Source organism: Providencia alcalifaciens, from assembly GCF_915403165.1.
In the GTDB taxonomy this organism is placed as follows: domain Bacteria; phylum Pseudomonadota; class Gammaproteobacteria; order Enterobacterales; family Enterobacteriaceae; genus Providencia; species Providencia alcalifaciens_C.
Genome location: NZ_OU659204.1, coordinates 1849016 through 1871052, shown reverse-complemented (window position 1 = coordinate 1871052; position 22037 = coordinate 1849016). Strand labels below are relative to the sequence as shown.

Genomic DNA, 22037 nt, shown 5'->3' with positions numbered 1-22037 from the left:
CCTTTTATATATTCTTCTCGAGCCATTCTTCTAAACCAGTACCAAACCGTAAGCTACGCCATAACTGAAAAATATTCTCTTCATGGTGATAATTTAAGTGAACTTCACGCTTCTTAGCTTCTTTGGTGTTATACCCTTCAAGAATAGTCGACATAGTGAGCAACCCCAAGTTTGTGACATTCACATCCGTACGACTGCGTTGAATTTCAAGGTATTGTAGCCATCCAATCGCCGATCCCGCTGAAATATTATCTTTGGCAATAGACTCTACAAAATTGGTATCTAAGCGTAATGTCAAAGGCCCGTTATTTTCCATCCATCCCCCTTTAATAATCCAATCAGGGTTATTCAGGTAAAATGGCAACTCGCCATTTACTCGACCAGAAACCGCAAATTGTGAAACTTTTAGTTTTGTGAATAGCTCGCTAAGTTCCACTTGATGGACGCTAATCGTAGCGGGTTTATTTTGTGGCCAGCGAAGTAAATCGAGATTAATTTCACCACCTAACATTTTAAATCCAACATTACTCAGTTGGATTGGATGAGTTTCCGTCGGAGGATATGTTCCCGATAAATCCGCTTTGACATCAGTGAATTCGAATAAATTCGTGATATGTTTTATTCGTAATTCAACGGGTGATTTTTCACCTAATGTCCACGTACTATTGTGTAATTTCCACGGTAAGACAAAATCCAAGCCACTAAGCTCACCATCCTTCATCCATAAGCTCGTATTTTGCACTCGCCAGTGTCCACCAGCAATGAAACCATTTTCTGGCGTCATGGAAAAAGCAGCTTGAGAAAATAGTTTACCCTCTCGTAATTCAATATTTAGATCTTTCGGAATTAATGTCTGAAATGCTTTAACTGACTGCTCTGGCCAACGCGCTTCACCACGCAGACGTTCGCCGTCCCAGCGTCCAAAGATGACGATAGGCCCTACTTGCCGGGTACTTAAATCCCCTTTTAACTGAAAACTGGCTGGGGATGTTCCTTTAAGTTCTGCATTTGCCGTAATTTTAGGCAAATAGCTGTCTGCGCCAAATAACATTCGGTTACTGGTTAATTGCAATGCGCCATAAAAATCAGCTTTTGCTAGATCTCGCTGCCAAACCAACGGGGATGTCAATTTAAGGCGCGGAGCGGACATGGAGAGTAAACCATATTGAATTTGGTCAAACCCCGTATTTAAGCTATTGAGCGTTAATTGAGTATCTTGCCAACTGCCGTTACCTTTAACATCCCAACGAGCGGCTAAAGCAGGCAGCTGAGCATTTCCCCAGTAATTCCAGAACCATTTACCTTTATCAATATTAAACTTATTCGCGCTACCATCGAGATGAATATCAAAGTCACCCCAATACTGTTCTTTTACTTTTAAAATCGCTTGTAAGCGCCCCGAAATACCTTCGGCATTTAAACGGGTACCCGCCAAAGGCAAGCGTATTTCCCGTAACAGAATCGTCGGTGAAACCCGCCCATAGGCTCTCATTAATGAACCAGGCATAAATGCGACGGTAGGTGAAACCAACTGACCTGCAATTTTCGCTGGCAAATTGATATCCAGCACCATGTCATCGTATTTCACTTGACCGTTGAGTCTAAAATCAATATTTGCATCGAGGAGATTGATACGGCTAGGTTCAAGCGTAAGGACTAAGTTAGCTTTTCCTTTTTTCGCATCAGTCAACATGTTCAAACGACCTGAAACCACAAACTCACTCAAGGTTTGATTCCAGTTATCTATTTGAAATGCAATTCCACCATGAAGTGGAATTTGTGCGTCATCCCAGCGCCATTGGCCATCCGTTACGATCACTTGTGATGATGAAACCTGCCATGGAAGATGGAATAATTCTTGTTGCTGCTCAAGATCCGTAACGGTCAGTAAGCCTTGGTCACGCTGCCAATGCAGTTTTGTATTTAAGCGTTTATTTAACTCAATAAGCTTAAATTGAGCTTCGATATCTCCCGTTTCGGGCAGTTGAGCCGTCGTCAGAGGTAAAGCCAATTGTGCAGTTAATTCAATATGTTGAGACTCTTCTTGTGGCTTACTTTGACCCAGTGCTTGCAACTCTTCTAACGCTAATGTGCTCTGAGGTAACGTTGCCGAAAACTGCTGCACAATCAGTTGATTTTGCGAATTAACAAAAGAAGAAACCCGTACATTTTCTCCTTGATAATCCAACATAAGTGGAGAATCAGCGGTACTGCGTAACCATAAACTCCCTTGATATTGCTCCCAAGAATGCAGTGTGATTTTATCAATGACGAGTGAAAATTGCGGGATCTCTTCCAGTATCTCCGTGATGTTTACAGGAGAACTTGGTGATTCCTCACTCGTTTTAATGCTATCCAAACATTCCGCATTAACATCAAGTCCATCAATTTTGGCTCTAATCGGGAAAAAAGAGATTCTGGCATCCGTTACTGTGACAAGAGAACAATTATTTGCACTTAATCCCACACTCGGGAATCTAATTTGATGATTAACAAGTTGTGGTTCAGAAAGTGACAGCGTCACTGGCGGCGGTAAAAAATGACTCGCAACCACGGGGGCCCAACGGGTTAATGTTGACCATAATATGATTAGGAGCACAACACTCACCCCTAATAAGAAGAGCAGTATTTTTATTGCCCGTTTCATACATATTCTCTGAGCATCATCTTCATGAAGCAGCGATAAATATCATTGATGAGATGGATGAAAATAAAGTGAAAGGATGCATTGGGACGAGAAGCTCGACGACTTGCATTGCAATGTAGGTCATTTCCATAATAACTTTCTCTATTTAGATGAATATATTCTAATCTTTTAAAGCCGAAATGAACAACCTAACCCTATCGTTCACGCCATTACTTCATTATTTTCAGTCAGTTCTTAGTGATTGTGTGATGCTGCATGGTTGGCAATTTCACGAGAACATGATTGTATATCATGCACAACCTTCACTTTTTCGGCAAATATCGGATTAGCTGCAAAAAATTCATCCAATCGCAGATCAAATTGTTTAGCAAAACGTAGTAGCTCTAACGTATTCATCAATGTTTCTTTCGGTCGCACCCCTGCCAATTGTGATAATAAAAAGCGTTTAATGACCCTAAAAGCGCAAACTCGATATGGAATTTTCAATCTAATAATGAATGAGCTATCTGCAAAAAATGGCGCTAGGCGCTTATCATAAGCCCCTTCCACTATCCAGTTATCTTGAGACTTGATATCAGCCACCAGAGATTTAATTTTATCCTGAGGGTTTTTGACATACTCCATCTGGCTTTTATCCCAATAAATTTCATCATAACCATATGCGGGGAGACTAAATTCTTTCGATAACTTTTGAGCGAGTGTTGTTTTCCCTGCCCCAGATATACCAATAATGCAAATTTTCACGCAACCCCTTAACGTTATCTATTCTTTAAAGAAGAAAAAGCAAAGCTTAACAATCGCATTATTTTAACACTAAAAATGACCGTCTTTGTTAAAGATAGTGTGTAAACAAAAATCAAACGTAAACAGTTAGATATTTTCTTAATTTAGAGGTGATTTACGCCACTAATTGTCTTATTCTGAATGCATATTTTTGTAGGTTTGTTTATTTTACCTACAGCTTGTCATTTTATTGGTTCCTATAAATTATGGAGTTCCTCTGATGAAAATTGTTTCCTATAGCACCAAACAGTATGATCGTAAACATATGGAGCAGGTCAACCAACAATCAGAGTTTAATTTTAATATTGAATACTTTGATTTTCCATTAACGGTTCAGACAGCCAAAAACGCCGTCGGTGCTGATGCAGTCTGCATTTTTGTTAATGATGAAGCGAACCGTGCTGTGCTGGAAGAGCTCGCAGCTCTCGATGTACATATTCTCGCGTTACGCTGCGCCGGCTTTAATAATGTTGATTTAGATGCCGCCAATGAGTTGGGCATTCAAGTCGTTCGCGTTCCCGCTTACTCTCCTGAAGCTGTTGCAGAACATGCGGTTGGTATGATGCTATGTTTGAATCGCCGTATTCATCGCGCATATCAGCGTACGCGAGATGCTAACTTTTCTCTCGAAGGTTTAACTGGCTTTAATATGCATAACCGTACTGCAGGCATTATTGGTACGGGCAAAATTGGCCAAGCTACTTTACGTATTTTAAAAGGATTTGGAATGCGCTTACTGGCTCATGACCCATACCCTAACCAAGCTGTCCTTGATATGGGTGCCGAGTATGTCGATTTAGACACCTTGTATCGAGAATCCGATGTTATTTCTCTGCACTGCCCTTTAACACCGGAAAACCACCATTTACTGGATGAAAATGCGTTTAATCGCATGAAATCGGGCGTGATGATCATCAATACCAGCCGTGGAGCTTTAGTCGATTCTGCTGCTGCTATTAATGCACTTAAATCCCAAAAGATTGGCGCATTGGGCATGGATGTGTATGAGAATGAAAGAGATCTATTCTTTGAAGATAAATCTAATGATGTGATTCAAGATGATATCTTCCGCCGATTGTCTTCTTGTCATAACGTCTTATTTACCGGTCATCAGGCGTTTTTAACCGAAGAAGCTTTAACAAGTATTAGCTTAACAACACTGAGTAATATTCAACAAATCAGTCGTGGCGAGAACTGCCCAAATGTCGTGAAGCCTTAGCAGGATCTCGTATTATGAAAAGATTGATCCCGCTAACGCTCTTTGGTTTGTTACTTGCCGCTTGCCAAACCCATCAAGTAAAGGCGGGTAGTCGTCAGCAATCCCTTGAGCAACAGCTGATGCATCATAATTTTGTCTTAACTGAAGTGGATGGTCAGCGCATTGCCAAAAAACAGACCGTACCATCTATTTCATTCGGTGAAAAAATGTTTGTCTCTGCCTCTATGTGTAATGACTTTAACGGAATGGGCACAATTAATAATGCAACATTAAAAGTTAAAACATTAAGTAAAACAGAATTAGAGTGCGTAGATGAGGATCTTTCACGATGGGATACGTTAATTAACCGTATGCTGAAAAATGGTGCAACAGTAACATTAACCAAAGGTCATTTAACGTTGACACAGGGACATTATAAACTTGTTTATACCTTAAGTGATTATATGCAGTGATTCTGCTCTTATTACAAAATAAAAAACCGCCATTTTTAATCTGGCGGTTTTTTTATCTTTTTCTATTAGTATTACTTAAACACTATTTGGCTTGGCTGAATAACAAATTAATTCCTGTCGCTTTTGATATACGGTCCATATAGTCATGAATTGTGGTGCTAAAACCTATTTCTTTCACGATACTTAAGCTACGCAACACAGGGAAGATAATAAAATCATTAATATCCACAAGTGCTTTGCTACGCTTTTCTAGCCATACATCTAGTAGATCCATATGCGGCTCTAACTCAATCAACAGCGTGTGAGTTTCTTTACGAAGCACCGATAAATCATCACCATGGAACTTGCTAACACGCTGGATATATGCAGTTTTAGCCGCCTCCGTCGCTATCTCAGGAAATTCAGATTCAGTAAAACGTGGTGTCACTAATTTAGATACTGTTGAAGAAACCGCTTTATACCAGCTATCAATTTCAGGGCTAATTTCCCCTGCGGCTAAACGAGGCTCACTTAATTGGTCAACGTAATGCACAATATCTAAACTCTCAGGTAAGTAGCTACCATCTTCTTTCTCTAGAATAGGTACCATTTTACGCCCTATCATACGTGTTGGGGTTTCGATATCGTTATCCAATAAAATAACTTCTTCTACCGCAACCTTTTTTAAGCCAAAAATCATTCTGGCACGAACACAAAATGGACAATGATCATAGATATACAGTTTCATGTTACCCTCGCACACTCAGTGATAAAGCGAATTAAGTTAACTCAAGTATACTTGATATTTATACTTAGTGTAGCGCTAAAGGAATTTCTTTTTTATTATTTAATATAATGAATTTGGTTATATCTAATTATAAAACCTAAATAAAATAAAAAATTAATTAAATTTTAATTCATGAGAAAAGTGTTTTCTTGTATTTTACATTCATGTATTTATATTTTAATTTATGTTTAAAATAAATAAATTCCAGAGGGATAAAAAAACAGAGAATATCCCCAACTCAACCAGAAAGTTCCAAAATGGAACAATTTAACCAAACTAATCAATGAATTAAACAATTAAATCACAAACAAGAAAATATCTAATTTATTAAATAGACAGGTTTAACCGCATAATTCTAGCGGGATATTCTTATTGTCATTTTAATTCAGAATATTCAAAATGGCATTACAGCAACAAGCGTCAAACTTTCGAATATGACTATCATTAAATGAAAGGCCATCATTGAAAGTTAAATACTTTAATTTGACGTTAATTTTAATTATTAGCTTTTAAACCAGCTTGTAATTTAATATAATATACAGTGAAAACGACTGATAATAACCTTAATAATAAGTTGAGTATGTCATATGGACATTCATAGTGTCATTGGTCTTAGAATAAAAAACCGGAGAAAAGAACTAGGCTTGTCAGGTGCAAATCTAGCAAATAAGTTACATTTAAGTCAGCAGCAAATATCGCGGTATGAAAATGGTGTCAACAAGATCCCAATCGACCATCTACTTGATATTTCTGAAATTTTAATGTGCCCCATTGAATGGTTCTTTAACGGTTATAGAAGTGAAATTAATAATAGCGATGACCATTCATTCGATATTCCGAATAGAGAATTACAATACGCAGCAGAAAGTGTAATTATTCCATCTAAACATCACGCATAACAATCTTTTTTTGATTACCTAAAAGTACCCAGTTAAAGCTAATGTAGTTATTAATCTTTATTGATTAAAATTAGCTTTCTGGGTATTTTTATTTATTTAGAATAAATTAAAATTGCATATTATATATATAATAAAACATCCGACCTCACACCACTGACCAGTATTCATTTAGAAATAAAAAAATCGCATATCTTTTATTAAAAATATGCGATTTTCTATAGAAACTTAATATGATTTTTAATCGTAAGTGACATTGAAAACTAAGTGTGATCGAACATCACCTGCCGAAATTGCTCTTTCATAAGGAAAATATCGAGCTGTTAAAGGAAAAATTAACAAGTCATCCTGATTATTCACTACGGTACCTACTTTATAACTACGAGTAAAACTTAATGGTGCTTTACTACTTCTCTCTATCACTTGAATGCCAACACCCTTTGCACCATTAGTTCCAGCTTCTTCATTTCTTAATACACCATTAACATCACTAACCGAAGCATTTCCACGAAAATCAATATTAAATGTAGTTAAGCCTGAAGAGGTAATTCCACCGTTACACTCCATGGTAATATCAAAATCAATCTCTCCCACAGGTGCTTGATAAGCAGTCAACTGATTACGCTTTATCGGCGCGAGTGTCACATTCTGTTCTCGCCCACCATTGATTAAGCAAGATGGCGATACAATCGTGATTGCATTTCCTTGTAGATAGGTCCGAATTAGCGGATCCGTATTATGTTTGTAACCATATTCGGTGTACTGCCCATTAGCAATTGTGCCAGAACCTGTTTTTCGTGCGGTTTTTATCAACGTTAATGTGAATGTTGAGTTTTCTAGGTATACGTTTACACCATTTCGTCCGCCATAAATCGTATGAGTACCGGGATAGAGAATATTGACTTGGTTTCCACCTCGTTCAAATTTCATACCTATCCCTGGGATGCTCGACTGATAAACACCATCACCTAAATGACGCAGGCCGCCCATCACCACTTCAGCTTGCAACGCATTCGTTCCATAGCATGTTAAATACGATTGATAGCCATTAGTACGCATAGGCCATTGTTTTCTCATAATAACCCCTCCAACAGGAAGGTTTGGATCAACAACAACATTGCCTAAAGACATATTGAGATCTATGGGTCTTACATTCTTGCGATAACAAACATCTGCATACCCGAACGCTAATGCATACTGAGTAGCAAGGAGAACACCAGCGCCAATTAGCCAGCGCCATTTATTGATCATTGACATAGACTCTCCTGACTGTTTTCCGCCGTTAATGGGAATGAGCACTCTCCACCTTCCCACTTCACTGTCGCAAGTTTAGATTCATTATTACTGATAAAGACTGTACCACCTTGCCCTACAACCCCGATGTAACTCCCTTGCGGATCCAAAACATTGGCACCGAATGGCAGCGCTTTATTGTTTGGTCGAACGACGCTATACACCGCATTTTTCTCAACTTTCGTATCAAAAACAACTTTTACTACGCTACCTTCATACGGTACAACTTGCGCTGTGGTGCTGTTAAACACAATGTCTTCTGGGCTACCTTTCGGGTCAATGTCGACATTATTAATACGATAAGGACGAACATAAGGCGCTAACGCATACCCATGGCTATCAATTTTTGTATTTTGTGATCCCATGACAGAAGCCCCTTCAGCACCTTTCGCTTCTATTAATGCAATCGTTGAAGAGGTATTCGGCGAGAATGTAACTCCACCAGCATGCACCACCATTGAGCCATTGGCGGAAGCACCATATTGATGATAACCATTACCTTGGCTGTAGTTAGCATTCGTATTCACGACTGAAGTTTGGTATCCCGTGTTCAGTGCAAAATTACTATTACCACGTTCTTCAAACGACGTATTTAAACCATAAGTCCAATTATTATCCGCATCAAATGATCCATTAACCCCTACTTGTGAGGAACCAAATTTATCATTATTAAAAATGGTGTTTGAGGTAATAGCTGCGTAATTGCGATCCCCGAAATAGAGAGGAAAATTCACATTTAAACTCACACGGTCATCTTGCGTTCTTTGCGTATTATCTGAATAGACTCGCATAAATGAGATGCCATACGAAAAGCGTTCAAATTGGTTGTTGTAATTTAATTGATACTGTTTTTCGATACCGCTGCGGTTCCAATAACTTGAAATACGTCCAGTGAAATAAAAACTTCCTAGGTCATACGGTAAATTTTGGTTAATTGTGTAGCTAAAACCGTTTTTCTCGCGCCCTAATGAGCTATCTATTCCTTTCTTATCCGCATCAATAGTGTAAAGCGCATTAGAAAGACTGTAATAATCTTCTGTTGAATAACGGTATGCCGCTAATACAAGGTTTGTGTCAGTATCAGAAAATAGTTTGTTAAAAGTAAACCGGTAACTTTGCCCCATATCCGTTTTTTGATTGAATACAGTTCTTGATTGAGTGACATCCACGGCAACCGCACCAATGACCGTATTCACTCCCGCCCCTAACAAATAAGCCTGATAATCATCAAATGCAGTGACACCACCATACAGTGTAAAGGTGTTATTTAAACCGTGCTGCAAAGTACCTTGCATAATAAATGGTCGGTTACTAATACCTTTAGCGTCCGATTTACCACCTGAAAGTTGATAACGGGTATAACCTGGACGTAGTAACTGAGCCATCGACGTGTAAGGCACACTAAAGGAAGACTCACTTCCATCGGCCTCTTTGATAGTCACGACAAGGTCATTACCATAACCGGATGGGTACACATCATTGAGGTTAAATGGTCCTGGAGAAACTGAGGTTTGATAAATAACGACATCATTTTGTTTGACGGTAACAAGGGCATTGCTTTGTGCAACACCACGAATTTCAGGTACAAAAGAACTCATGCTATCAGGATACATCGTATCGTCAGTGGCAATTTTAGCCCCTAATAAACTGATACTGTCGAACATATCCCCGTCAGTATAAAACTGCCCTGCGGTTGCTTTAGATTTCAATCCAATAATAGGGCGCTGTAAATAGGTTTGGTTACTGTGCCAATTTGCACCCTCTTTACGTTGCCAATTTAAATTTCCAATATGCTTTAATAACCAACCGTCATAGCTTAATCCTGCATTTAATCCGAGATAAGCACTCGCATTGTTGTTGCCGTTTGAGTGACTATCATAATAGTTACTCATATAGCCCAGGTTCAACGCAGGGATCCCAGTTTCCCAGAACTGTTCAGAGACATAGCCACGAGATGATTTCTGCTCATAAATTTGAGGGACAGAAATATCAACTCGTAATGTTGATGAGTGAAATGTGTCGGTAACATCAGGGTCACTATTCCACTGAGTTAAAAAAAGACACTCTTTGCTATCGAGTTTTGCCGTCGGTGCAAATTTTTCGACATTAATACCCAAGTCAGATAACAGCGTTGGGGTGTAGCAGGTTCCTAACTGTCCATTTTCTTTTGCGACGAAATCAAGGTCATATCGCCCTTTCCAACTCCCATTGGTATACACATCAACGGAATATTTTCCTGGGCTGATCCCTGTTGTATTAAATCTGTCAAAATCAACGTTTTCTTGGCTACCAATAATGAAACCGCTGTTAAATTCATACGTGGTATCTTCTTCTTCACTCCAAGCATAAAACGACGGTAAAGCACAGACTGTGACTAAAACTGTCACTGAGAGTAAGTTTGTATATTTATTTTTGAACTCTCTCTGCTTCATTCTAAATCCTATTTAACGGTAGTTTTTACCGCTACATCTGAGCCGTAATCATTGATATTGTTAATAATAATCTTAGTTCCTGACGTCAGTACTCGCTTGAGCGTCACTGTCGACTGGCTTTTAGGCTCTAAAAAAATTGTTTCATTATTCAATCCGTTAGAACCATCAGTAGAAATTTTTGTAATAGTAATAAAGTATGGCGACGGGTTGCCGATATTAAGTTTGCTGCCATCAGCTTTAACAACGAGTTGCTCAGGCGCAAGCTCGCGACTACCTAAGCCTGATGGGCGATAGAAAAATTTAAAACGAGAACGAATAGCCAATTGCAGCACATTTTGATTTTCTTCTGCTTTATTTTTGACCATTGGTGGAATATCTAACAGATTCAGCCACCATAAGGATTCTCTGTCTTGCGGTAAGGCGGATTTATCCATCAGCTTAATGCGGATAGTTTGGCCACCTTTTGCTTCAATTCGGGAAATCGGCGGTGTGAGTTGAAATGGCGTTTTAATGGTATCAGGTGTTTCAGATGCATCACCTGTATCAAGCCATGTCTGGGCCATAGCAGGACGGTCAGCCGTATTATTTAATTGGATCGTGATTTCTTTTTCATCGCTAGGATAAACAAAACGAGTACCGTTAACGATGATGTTATTTGCAAATGCTGTCACACTCGACAGTAAGCAAAGGCTAAATAGAATGGCTTTCATGTGGGCCTCAAAGCAAAAAGCGGCAGTTTACCCACCGCTTACTAACTCATGCTTTTATCGAAAATGCCGATAAAAACTGACTGAAAAATTAGTTATAAGTAATTTCGTAAGTCGCGTAGCTTTGGATTTCACCCGCGCTTACAGTGTCAGGAGTTGCTGTAGAGTAACCAACATAGTAAGTGAAACGGGTATTGCTACCGTTTTTCTCACCAACTGCTTTTGGTTGGCTTGCTTGACCCGGGAAAATTTTAGTGGTTTTTGCGCCGTCAGTAGACAGTGCTAGTTGGATGTTTTTAGCGCCATTAACAACAGTGTTAGCTAAGCTACCGTTAGTATTAGCGGCTAAGTTACCACCAGTCCAACGCACACCTAAAGCTGCGGTATCAGTAACAGGTTTGCCGCTTTGTGCGCAGTCACTGATTTCGATAGCGAAAGTTTTTGGTTTTAAAATAGTGTTAGCGCCGCCGTTTTTAACTTCTTGTAAAGAAACAGGTGCTAAATACACTGTTGCATCGCTGCCTTGACCATCAACGGAAACGTTACAAGAAACATCCATAACTTTACCATTGAAGTTAACTTGGCCACCGCCAACTGAAGTTGCTGCGTTTGCTGTTGTGAAGCTAAGAACTGTTGCTGCGATAGCAGTCAGTAAAACTTTTTTCATTTTCAATTCCTAAGATGAGTTTTTTATTTATTACTTATACAAATTATTAAGAGGTCTTTTATTCATTCTTGGGTAACAGCAAAAACAGAGCTAGACCGTATTAAAATACAGCCAGAAGTCAGCATATTTAGAGCTTCTAACGGATCCCCGTAATGCAAAAATAAAAAGTAGCTCAGTGCATTCTGTTTTTTGACCAACAAGTTGTATGACCACTAATTCGAAGCAAAGAATACATAAAAACTTATGTGTCATTAAATCGTTTTTATCTTGGCTTATTAACATTTTGATAGGCGCAGGCTATTGCAAATGATCTATTAATCGAAATGGTCAATATATTAATTACACTTAATAAGTCATATTTAGAGACTGAGTTAGATGATTCAAGATGATAAATTTAAATATATAAAATTTAATTTTGATTTTATAAGATATAAGAGATTTTTGTGAATATTTTAAATTTGAGATATAAGTTAAATTTTGCATTTTTATTTACATTTAGACACTTTTTCTAGTTTTTTGATTACAAAATGAATTCACTCCATACGTGTTAAAAATACGTAATTAATAAAATATTCTTATATAATTACTTGATGTTCATATTGAAACATTTGCCAATAAATAAAATTAAATATCGAATTATTATTCTAATACCTAATTAACTCCCAATGAGAGTAAAAGAATTATCTATAACTATATAGCGCCTTAGGGTGAAGTAAAAAGTTATATAACGGCATTTTTTTAGTGACTAACGCTATCGTAGAGGGAATAGAAAAAACACGATAAAGAGGCAGGGAAAATATTTATGATAAAAAATCATAAATACCGCAAGATAATGCTCCTGTCATATAATAAGATTTTGACAATTTAATCTTATTAAGAGTATCAAGGTATGAGGCTATGTAAGCGGAAATAATCATTTCTGATCTAGCAATACTAAATAGGTAGTACTTTTTAGACAAAAGTTTGATCTGCATCAAAATTTGAGAGATTTACACAACAAGCTGATATATAAGGTTATTTTTCAAGAAGAACAATTCGACCAAATTTATAAAAATTGCCTAAAAAATGCATATTAGGAATATTCCTAAAAATGCATTTTATGAGTTTTGGATTTACCTTATGTCTTCATTTTGAGTGAAAAAGCATTTAAAGCTAAGTGCTAATCGATTTTAACACTACCTATTCAACTCATCTTTCAGTGAACTAACGTGACAATAACGTTAATCATAGTTCTATTTAGATAACATTGACTCATTAAATTAGTTCTTGAATGACAATATGATATTTGAGCACAATAAGACAGGAAAAGTATATTATTTCAATATGCTATGAAATATCACTTAAAATCACCACGTGTGTGAATTAGGCTGATTAAATATTATTTAAATATCACTCTACTTTTTATTAAAGAATATTTAACATTTGAATATTGCTAAGTATATGACAAATTTATTCTCGTGTTTGAGTAATCTATTTCAATAGAAACCTCAAAATGCCGATTTCTTATTTATAACAAAGGATCTTGACAGGCGGGTAAGGCTGATTATTTTCTATTCGATTTGTCGTTTTTAATCGAATTGATAGCGTTGAATTTAGTTACAGGCGCAGGATAAAAAAAACCGCTCAGTATAAGTAAGCGGGTTTTTAGAAGAGTCCATTAATGATGCATTATCTGGCATTTGGTCGGTTCATAATATGATCTTCCCACTCGACCACATCAATTTCTCGTACTGCGATATGGCGAACTGAGATACCTTCATTATGCATTGCAGCTTTTGAACCGGTTTTCAATGGATGCCACGCAGGAAGCGGCTTTCCTTCCATTAACAAGCGGTATGCGCAGGTACTTGGTAACCAAGCAAATGTTTCCAGATTATCCCGAGTCAGTTTTATGCAATCCGCTTCATATTTGAAACGATCTGCATAATGTCTGCACTGACAGGTTTTAATATTTAACTGGTTGCAAGCCACATTAGTGAAATAAATCTCATCGGTGTCCTCATCCATTAATTTATGTAAGCAGCATTGCCCACAACCATCACAGAGGGACTCCCACTCTTCATCGGTCATTTCATCTAAGGTTTTAACCTGCCAGAAAAACTGAGACATAATACTGCAAAATCCTATACTTAAATGACTCTAGTGGTCAGTGAATTATCATTAATCGTTAGCTTTAACATATCCCCAGAAGCCAATGGCCCCACACCTTCCGGTGTTCCGGTTAAAATAACGTCCCCAGGACGTAGGGTAAAGAAACGGGACATATAGCTAATTAGCGGTAAAACTGGCGTGATCATATCACGGGTCGAGCCAGACTGACGAACCTCGCCGTTGATTTCTAAACTCAGTGACATATTCTGCAGGTCACTGGTACCACTGACGGGTATAAATCCAGAAATCGGACATGAACCATCAAAAGCTTTGCTTTTTTCCCATGGCTGCCCTGCTTTCTTAAATTTTGCCTGTAAATCCCTTAGGGTTAAATCAAGAGCTACTGCATAACCAGCGATTGCGCGAGCGACCCTATCTTCATCCGCATTTTTAAGAGGCATACCGATCAAAATCGCCATCTCAACTTCGTGGTGAACCGAACCCAACTCTTTAGGAATAACAATTGGCTGATTTACGTCACACAGTGCAGTTTCCGGTTTAATAAATAAGACAGGCTCCTCAGGTAATGCTGAGCCCATTTCTTTAATATGTTTGGCATAGTTACTGCCCACACAAACTACTTTATTGGCAGGAAAATCTAATAAAGCACCTTGCCAGTCGCGATGTTGATACATGTCGGTTACTCCTATTATCGTTATTGTATTTTTGCAGCAATGCCATCCGCCATCATACAAACACTTAATGCGAAATAATATGAACGATTCCAATGCATAATTGTGCGGAAATTTTGGGTCACTAAGAACGTTCGACCTTCAGGGTCATCAGGAATAACTACCCATGTTTTCACATCTGGCGATAATCGAGAAAATGCAGGTAATTTAACCCCTAATTTTTCCCACTCCTGAACGGTTTTCCCTTGTTCAGTTTTAACACCTTCTAAACTACGGTTAAAATCTGCAGGTAGAGAAACTTGATAGCCCCATGGTAATGCAGATTGCCATCCTTCAGTGGATAAATAGTTGGCAACTGAAGCAAAGACATCGGCTTTATTATTCCAAATGTCCATTTTGCCGTCACCATCACCATCTGCGGCATAGGATAAATAAGACGTTGGCATAAATTGGCTCTGCCCCATCGCACCAGCCCATGAACCTTTCAGTTGCTGATCTTCAGGGATATAACCTTTATCCATGATTTCCAGTGCAGCTAATAATTGCTTACTAAACAGTGCTTCACGGCGTCCTTCAAAAGAGAGTGTGGCAAGCGCTGAAATCACATCTTCTTTACCCTGTGAACGACCAAAACCACTTTCAAGTCCCCATAAAGAGACAATGTATTGTGGCGGTACACCATATTTTTGGCTAATTACGTTCAATACCGCTTGGTTTTCATAGTACTTTTCAACACCTGCATTAATGCGGGATTGTGGTAAGACATTCTTTAAATAGCTGGCTAACGTCACTGTTGCGCGTTTTTCAGGTTGCCCTTTATCCGCTTTTACGACACGTTCAAGGAAATAAATGTTAGCAAAGCCACGATCAATCGTAGATTGTTTGATACCTTGAGCCGCAGCATGTTGTTTCAGCAATTCCACATAAGCTGGAAATTGTGAAGGTTCACGTTGTTCAATTGGAAAAGCTTTATCTAGCGCAATAACTTCTTTCTCGATCGCAGCTTCTTGTGCCGTTGTCAGAATTCGAGTTTCGTTTGCTTGAGTTGCAGATTTTTGGGTCTGTGGAGCACTGCAACTTGCTAAAAGTACACCAGCGACTAAGGTATATAATAACGTTGGCTTCATTTTTATCCTCCTGACGATAATGGCTTTTTAAGGATCATCCTAAATTATCTTAGTCGTTTAATTCGCGATATTCAGAAAGTAAATTTTCAACCGGAGGTGGGAATTGCAAGTAGTAACCAACGTCTTGAAGGTCAGCTCGAACTCGCTCAATATCGGCATTTGCTAGCTTTTCACGTTTATCTAATGAAATTAACATTGAAAACTGTGGTTTGCCAAATTGCTTAAGAAGTTCTTCTGGAACGCGTGAAAAGTCATCTTTCTTTTCGACATATAAATAAGTTTGATCACGGTTCGGGCTTCTATAAATTGCACAAATCATTATATTTAACTCTTTTTCTTGGTTCGTAAGCTTGCTTGAAGTATGCAGTAACTATAACATGCTATTGTTTTACTGAGTATCTTCACCCGAGGATTGTTTCGGAAATTTTAATTTGCTGAGTCTAGATAGATGCCACAATCGCCAATAGAACTTAAAGGCAGCAGTTTTACTCTTTCAGTCATTCACTTACACAGTGAAGAGCCTAAACTCATCAAAAAAGCGCTGCAAGACAAGGTCAATCAGGCTCCTGATTTTCTTAAAAATGCCCCAGTTGTTATTAATGTTGCAGAATTAACTCACCATGCGGATATGTACAGTATTCACAAAGCGATTGTTTCTGCTGGTCTTAGAATTGTGGGCGTCAGCGGTTGTACTGATCCACTGTTAAGACAAAAGATCAATGAAGCGGGCTTACCTGTCCTTATTGAAGGTAAAAGTAAAAAAGCGCCAGAGCCATCAACGGATGACGTTACTTTTGCAAAATCTGATATTGCCCCGCAACCTGCTCCTATCGAATCTGCTTATCGCAAAACTCGTATTATCAATACTCCTGTTCGTTCAGGTCAGCGTATTTATGCGCCAAATAGTGATCTCATCGTCACAAGTAATGTTAGTGCAGGTGCAGAATTATTAGCAGATGGTAATATTCATATCTATGGCGTTATGAGAGGTCGTGCCCTTGCTGGTGCCTCTGGTGATATGGAAAGCCAGATTTATTGTACTCATTTGCAAGCAGAGCTAGTGTCCATTGCAGGCGAGTATTGGTTGAGTGATCAGATACCTACTGAATTTCTCGCCAAAGCAGCTAAACTTTGTTTAGTTGATAACAAACTTAATATTGAATACTTAAATTAGACCTTATTTACAAGGAATTATTCATGGCACGCATAATTGTTGTTACTTCAGGTAAAGGTGGCGTTGGTAAAACCACTTCAAGCGCGGCCATAGCTACCGGCCTAGCTCAAAAAGGAAAGAAAACCGTAGTTATCGATTTCGATATCGGTCTGCGTAACCTTGACCTAATCATGGGGTGTGAACGTCGAGTAGTCTATGACTTCGTTAACGTTATCCAAGGTGATGCAACTCTTAACCAGGCGTTAATCAAAGATAAACGTACTGAGAACCTTCATATTCTTCCTGCATCACAAACTCGTGATAAAGACGCGCTGACTCGTGAAGGTGTTGAAAAAATTCTTGATGAACTCAGCAACGAAATGGCGTTTGATTTTATTATCTGTGACTCTCCTGCCGGTATTGAAAGTGGTGCATTAATGGCGCTTTATTTTGCTGATGAAGCCATTATCACAACTAACCCAGAAGTCTCTTCTGTTCGTGACTCAGACCGTATTTTAGGGATTTTATCCTCTAAATCACGCCGAGCAGAAAAAGGCCAAGACCCAATTAAAGAACGTTTATTGTTAACTCGCTACAACCCAGGTCGAGTGACTCGTGGTGATATGCTGAGTATGGAAGACGTTTTGGAAATTCTGTGCATTCCATTAGTTGGTGTGATCCCAGAAGACCAATCTGTTTTACGTTCTTCTAACCAAGGTGAACCGGTCATTCTGGACTCTGATTCTGAAGCAGGACAAGCATATAGAGACTGTGTAGAACGTATTTTAGGTGAAGACCTCCCTATGCGTTTCATTGAAGAAGAGAAAAAAGGCTTCTTAAAGCGTCTATTTGGGGGATAAATAATGGCTTTATTGGATTTCTTTCTGTCGAGAAAAAAGCCGACAGCAAATATCGCAAAAGAGCGACTACAAATCATCGTTGCTGAACGTCGCCGCGGTGATAGTGAGCCAGCTTATCTTGCTGATATGAAGCGAGATATTTTGCAAGTTATTTGCAAGTATGTTCAAGTTGACCCAGAAATGTTATCCGTACAATTTGAACAAAAAGATGATGATATTTCTGTTCTCGAATTAAACGTCACTCTTCCTGAAGCAGAAGAAGGTAAAGACGTTAAAGAAGCAAAACCAGCAGAACAGTAATATTGTACAATGCCGCTATATCGCTATATTTATATAACGCCATAGCGGCTTGATTTTTGTTATCGATTTCAGTATCAATCTAACTTGAAGTTAATTTTTAATATCATTTTTCTGTTCATGTTTTCAGGTGGCTTACCGAGTGGCTTGCAACGCTTAATCGCATCCAATATTGCTTGTTCAAAAAATTGACTTTTTTCTGAATCCACCACTTTCGCATTTATCAACTCACCTTTCTCTGTGACATCAAACTGAACTTGAATATCCCCTTGCATACGCATTTTGCGTGCTCGTCGCGGGTACTGTTTATGGCTATCAATTTCCCGTTTGATCTGGTCTAAATAGCGCTGTTTGGCATTGGTGTTATTTTCACCATCAGAAAAATGAGAGAGATCGCCTTGCTGCCCTGCAGCTAAGGAATTTACTTTGCTTTCTCCATCTTTTGCTCTTTGGGTCTGTAAATCATCCCGAGAGCTTTCTTTCTTGGCTTTTTCTTCTGGTTTAGTTTTGTTTTTTACAGGATTACGCTTTTCAGATTTCACTTCTTTAAGTGTTTTTTCAGCGACTGTATTTGCTGCATTGTTTTGATGACTACGCTGCTTACTGACTTTGATATTTGCGTATTCAAACTCCTCAATAGCATTTAGCTCACCTCCAACTGCCGATTGGCTTTCTTGAGGGATGCTCACTTGTTGTTCAATTAAAAATTGGCTTAAAGCGACGGTCACCACTGGCGAAATTAACGGCGCAGTCATCTTGAATGACAATGAACTAAATGCAAAAAAACAAAAATAAATGATCGCGCCGTGTAATAAGCCGGAAAGCGGTAACCCATAATAAATTCGAAAATAATTCATGGTGATATTCCTAATCAGCCCCAGCAAAAATTGCTTTGCTGGGGCTGAGCCTTAGAAGTGACTGGTCACACTTAAACGAAGGGATCTTCCCGGCGCTGGCATCATGCTACGTGTCAACGGGTCAATGTAATATTCGTTTAATATGTTAGAGGCCAACAATTCCACTAACAGGTTCTTATTCACTTGATAAGTAACATAGGCATCCGTGACAAATACCGCATTCCAACTCATAGGGTTATTGTTTAAAGGTGCATATAAAGGTCCAAATCGATGAATCATGCTAGCTTCATCTTTATTTTCTGTTTTGGCGTGGTAGCGTATACGCCCACCGACTTCCAAGCTTTCATTAAAGAAGCGCATCCCCAAATTAGTGTGAATGCTGTACTTAGGTTGCAACTGAGTGCGAAGGTAGCCTAATGGAAAACCGCCTTCCGTACAGACTGAAGCGTTGAATTTATTGATTGGATCTAGCCAAGCCATAGAGGCGTTATCACAAACTTCATTTTTTAATCGGTAATCGATTCCTAGATCCCCAAAGAAACGTCCATTATCATAACGAGCTAACACTTCTAATCCGGCCGTTCGGTGCTGATCCATTTGTGAAAAGACCAAATTACCATCACGATCAAACGCGTTGTCGATAATATTATGGTAATAGTTGATTCTAAAATCAGCGGCATTTTCAGCGTTTAACCAACGTTGTAAATTACGCACATAACCGATTTCAAAAGTATGGCTGCGTTCTGGTTTAAATGGACGTGTTCTTATGGAACCCTCACCAGCCCCCGAAAACCCAATCGTATCTTCAAAAATGCTGGGCATTCTGACGGTTTCGGCATAACGAGCAAAAATACGGTCATTTTCGGATAGGTAGACTGACCCACCAAGCGATGGGCTCCATGCGGAATTAATACGTTTACCAGGGTTTTTATACTTTTCGTCCTCGTTGACTAAAATATATTCATATCTCTTAGTCGCAGAACGGTAAGCTATGATTGCTTTTACTTTTTTCTGGCTAATCGGGTCAATCACTTCTTCCGTGATATCAATTTCCCCGTTATAAAATGGGTTATTCTCTGTCGTGAACTTACCATCTTCATCCACTCGCCATTTAATATACTCAAAGCCCGTGATTCGAAACCCTTCATATTCTTCTTTGATTGTATAATAGTGCTCGGCTTTTTTTAGGGAATGTTTAGGGAGTGATAACGCTTCGGCAACAAACCACTCAATTCTAGAAGTACCAATGCTACGGTCATGCCAATTGCCAACCTTATCATAGCCATCAAAAGTACGCCCTTTGCTGTCCACGTACTCTCTCACTTTGCGCGCTTCCTCTTCAGTAAGCACTCGAGAATATTCGAAATTTATGGCTTGCGGAATTTGATAAACAGCGAAGTTATGGTCTTTTGCTTTTAATCGACGTTCCCTTAATAAATCTCGTGACCAATAGTTTTGATACTGTAGACCCGCATTTACATTTAGCCAATCAGTGGGGCGCCAATCCAGCTTAATTGCTCCGCTGTACTCTTGACGTTTACCTTCACGAGGAATAGCTCTAAATGTATTTTTTTTAGCGACTGTTGCATCTGGTGCATATATATCGTCATTAGTGTTAATCTCTTCCCTAATAAAATTCCCTATTAGAGTCATATCAAAGTTCGGAGTAAACTGTAATTTATTAGATAAAACTAACCCTTGCCTATTATTAATTTGATTCAGCTTAATTCCATCCACTAGCGTGCCATCTATATTGGGATTTTTTCTGCTTAAACTATTAATTGACCAATCTAACTCCATCGCTTCCCTAGGTAATCCACCCGCAGTATTCGAATTTAAATCCGTTTTCGTTAGCCAGTACCCCATTTGAAGATCAACCCACGGCTGCTTTTCAGATTTAAAATCATAGTTAACATAAAATGATCCTAGACTTATATTAGCTAAGGGCCACTGGGGAATTTCCCCCGCTAAATCATGAAAACGAATTTGTGAAGGCATAATTTCCCCGTAATGGCTTTTTGTATGCACATAGCCAAGGGATATTTTTTGTGATTCAGAAAGTTGTAAATTCATTTTTTGCAGAAAAGTTTCGCTATTACTCGAGGTATTCCCCACCTCTTTGGTTGGTAAGTACACATTCGCAACAAATGGAATATTGGGATCCACCATTTTTTTGGAGTCATCAAGGTCGAGGGTAATAAGAGGTTCTCGGAAATAGTCTGCACCATGACGGCCAGCAAAGTAGTTACCTTGATTTCGGTGACTGTAGGCAAACAGTAGATCAAATTTTTCTTGGCGTAATCCTAGCGCAACTCGCACAGCACTGTCTTTTAAATTAAAAAAATTTGAACTTCCTGGTTGATCTGGCTCGACTGAAGCTTTTGGATCTCGATAATAAATCTGAGTTTGATATTTTTCTTTGTTAGCGAAGCTATCCACAATAGCGGAATCATCACGATAATCTGTACCAAGGGTAAATTCATTAATTCTTGGTTTGGTTGAGTTAGTCTGTGTTTCTAATTTAAGATCTATTGCGAAGCGTTCTTCGAATGGCACAACATCATCAATACTGAGAGTCTTAACCGCAACGCCGCCACCAACTGAAGTACGAATATCACGGTCTAACATCGGGCTTTTTACTACCGTAATACTGCTGATCATATTAGGGTCTACATAGTTTCGGTTATTAGCCCCACTGTAGCCACGCCACACAGTGATAGCTTGCTCTGTACCATCTACCGTGACGGGTACACGCCCTTGTCCTTGAATACCGCGAACATTCGGGTCTAACGCGCCGCTATTACGCGCATCCCCGCTATACACGCCAATACCGTGATTAAGAACATCTGCGGGATTCGTTCCTTTGTAACGTTCTACCACCTCTTTACTAATATAAATATTGGATTCATCTTTATCATATTGGTCATCCGCACCTTTTTGGTCACGTTGCTTAATAGTGTCTGTTCTATCTTTTACTTGTATATTGCCCACCTGTTCCCTTGAGCTGGCATAAGACGAAAGTGAAATGACACCCATAGTTAACCCTGTGACAACTTGCATTGCCACCACTGCTGTTACTTTCATTTGAAATCTCAATA

19 protein-coding genes are annotated in these 22037 nt (G+C 38.8%); 6 read left to right on the top strand and 13 right to left on the bottom strand.

The annotated features are described in order from the left end of the window. Positions 1 to 4: 4 nt before the first annotated feature. The gene (locus LDO73_RS08635) at positions 5 to 2647 is read right to left on the bottom strand and encodes a YdbH family protein (RefSeq protein WP_224061040.1); all 2643 of its coding nucleotides are present in this window, start codon (positions 2645 to 2647) and stop codon (positions 5 to 7) included. Positions 2648 to 2881: 234 nt separating this feature from the next. After that, positions 2882 to 3391, bottom strand: a complete 510-nt coding sequence (locus LDO73_RS08630) for an AAA family ATPase (RefSeq protein WP_224061039.1) — start codon at positions 3389 to 3391, stop codon at positions 2882 to 2884. A 259-nt stretch (positions 3392 to 3650) separates the two neighbouring features. Here LDO73_RS08630 and LDO73_RS08625 point away from each other — a divergent pair, with 259 nt between their 5' ends. Together LDO73_RS08625 and LDO73_RS08620 are read left to right on the top strand one after the other, a co-directional pair. Then, positions 3651 to 4649 carry a 2-hydroxyacid dehydrogenase gene (locus tag LDO73_RS08625; RefSeq protein ID WP_224061038.1) on the top strand — a complete coding sequence of 333 codons (999 nt, stop codon included), beginning with the start codon at positions 3651 to 3653 and terminating at the stop codon, positions 4647 to 4649. A 14-nt stretch (positions 4650 to 4663) separates the two neighbouring features. Beyond that, positions 4664 to 5101, top strand: coding sequence for an META domain-containing protein (locus LDO73_RS08620; protein ID WP_224061037.1), 438 nt, complete (start codon positions 4664 to 4666; stop codon positions 5099 to 5101). An 82-nt stretch (positions 5102 to 5183) separates the two neighbouring features. Here LDO73_RS08620 and grxB read toward each other — a convergent pair whose 3' ends face one another. After that, the gene (gene grxB, locus LDO73_RS08615; RefSeq protein WP_224061036.1) at positions 5184 to 5828 is read right to left on the bottom strand and encodes a glutaredoxin 2; all 645 of its coding nucleotides are present in this window, start codon (positions 5826 to 5828) and stop codon (positions 5184 to 5186) included. 626 nt (positions 5829 to 6454) lie between these two features. On the opposite strand from grxB, the gene LDO73_RS08610 reads away from it, so the two are divergent. Continuing rightward, positions 6455 to 6766, top strand: coding sequence for a helix-turn-helix domain-containing protein (locus tag LDO73_RS08610; protein WP_224061035.1), 312 nt, complete (start codon positions 6455 to 6457; stop codon positions 6764 to 6766). A gap of 237 nt (positions 6767 to 7003) precedes the next feature. On the opposite strand, the gene LDO73_RS08605 is transcribed toward LDO73_RS08610, so the two are convergent. The 8 genes from LDO73_RS08605 to LDO73_RS08570 form a co-directional block, all read right to left on the bottom strand. Then, positions 7004 to 8020 (bottom strand): fimbrial protein, encoded by a 1017-nt coding sequence (locus tag LDO73_RS08605; RefSeq protein WP_224061034.1) that lies wholly within the window; start codon positions 8018 to 8020, stop codon positions 7004 to 7006. After that, positions 8011 to 10488 (bottom strand): fimbria/pilus outer membrane usher protein, encoded by a 2478-nt coding sequence (locus LDO73_RS08600; protein ID WP_224061033.1) that lies wholly within the window; start codon positions 10486 to 10488, stop codon positions 8011 to 8013. The genes LDO73_RS08605 and LDO73_RS08600 overlap by 10 nt, the downstream gene beginning before the upstream one ends. Positions 10489 to 10496: 8 nt before the next feature. Beyond that, the gene (locus tag LDO73_RS08595) at positions 10497 to 11198 is read right to left on the bottom strand and encodes a fimbrial biogenesis chaperone (RefSeq protein ID WP_224061032.1); all 702 of its coding nucleotides are present in this window, start codon (positions 11196 to 11198) and stop codon (positions 10497 to 10499) included. Positions 11199 to 11286: 88 nt separating this feature from the next. After that, positions 11287 to 11862, bottom strand: a complete 576-nt coding sequence (locus LDO73_RS08590; protein ID WP_224061031.1) for a fimbrial protein — start codon at positions 11860 to 11862, stop codon at positions 11287 to 11289. A gap of 1668 nt (positions 11863 to 13530) precedes the next feature. Continuing rightward, positions 13531 to 13974: a YcgN family cysteine cluster protein gene (locus LDO73_RS08585; RefSeq protein WP_224061158.1), complete on the bottom strand. Its 444-nt coding sequence runs from the start codon at positions 13972 to 13974 to the stop codon at positions 13531 to 13533. Positions 13975 to 13991: 17 nt separating this feature from the next. After that, entirely contained in the window at positions 13992 to 14648 is a 657-nt protein-coding gene (locus LDO73_RS08580) for a fumarylacetoacetate hydrolase family protein (RefSeq protein WP_154603877.1), read from the bottom strand. Positions 14649 to 14668: 20 nt separating this feature from the next. Next, positions 14669 to 15772 carry a lytic murein transglycosylase gene (locus LDO73_RS08575; RefSeq protein ID WP_224061030.1) on the bottom strand — a complete coding sequence of 368 codons (1104 nt, stop codon included), beginning with the start codon at positions 15770 to 15772 and terminating at the stop codon, positions 14669 to 14671. A 49-nt stretch (positions 15773 to 15821) separates the two neighbouring features. After that, the gene (locus LDO73_RS08570; RefSeq protein ID WP_036948197.1) at positions 15822 to 16091 is read right to left on the bottom strand and encodes a YcgL domain-containing protein; all 270 of its coding nucleotides are present in this window, start codon (positions 16089 to 16091) and stop codon (positions 15822 to 15824) included. 129 nt (positions 16092 to 16220) lie between these two features. Here LDO73_RS08570 and minC point away from each other — a divergent pair, with 129 nt between their 5' ends. The 3 genes from minC to minE are packed head-to-tail and all read left to right on the top strand — an operon-like array spanning position 16221 to position 18085. After that, positions 16221 to 16946, top strand: coding sequence for a septum site-determining protein MinC (minC, locus tag LDO73_RS08565; protein WP_036948199.1), 726 nt, complete (start codon positions 16221 to 16223; stop codon positions 16944 to 16946). Positions 16947 to 16969: 23 nt separating this feature from the next. Then, positions 16970 to 17785 carry a septum site-determining protein MinD gene (minD, locus tag LDO73_RS08560; protein ID WP_224061029.1) on the top strand — a complete coding sequence of 272 codons (816 nt, stop codon included), beginning with the start codon at positions 16970 to 16972 and terminating at the stop codon, positions 17783 to 17785. 3 nt (positions 17786 to 17788) lie between these two features. Continuing rightward, complete coding sequence (gene minE / locus LDO73_RS08555; protein WP_224061028.1) at positions 17789 to 18085, top strand: cell division topological specificity factor MinE; 297 nt, start codon at positions 17789 to 17791, stop codon at positions 18083 to 18085. Positions 18086 to 18159: 74 nt separating this feature from the next. Here the strand turns inward: minE and LDO73_RS08550 are convergent, their stop codons facing one another. After that, positions 18160 to 18939 carry a TonB family protein gene (locus tag LDO73_RS08550; RefSeq protein WP_224061027.1) on the bottom strand — a complete coding sequence of 260 codons (780 nt, stop codon included), beginning with the start codon at positions 18937 to 18939 and terminating at the stop codon, positions 18160 to 18162. A 51-nt stretch (positions 18940 to 18990) separates the two neighbouring features. Next, entirely contained in the window at positions 18991 to 22023 is a 3033-nt protein-coding gene (locus LDO73_RS08545) for a TonB-dependent receptor domain-containing protein (protein WP_224061026.1), read from the bottom strand. Positions 22024 to 22037: the final 14 nt, after the last annotated feature.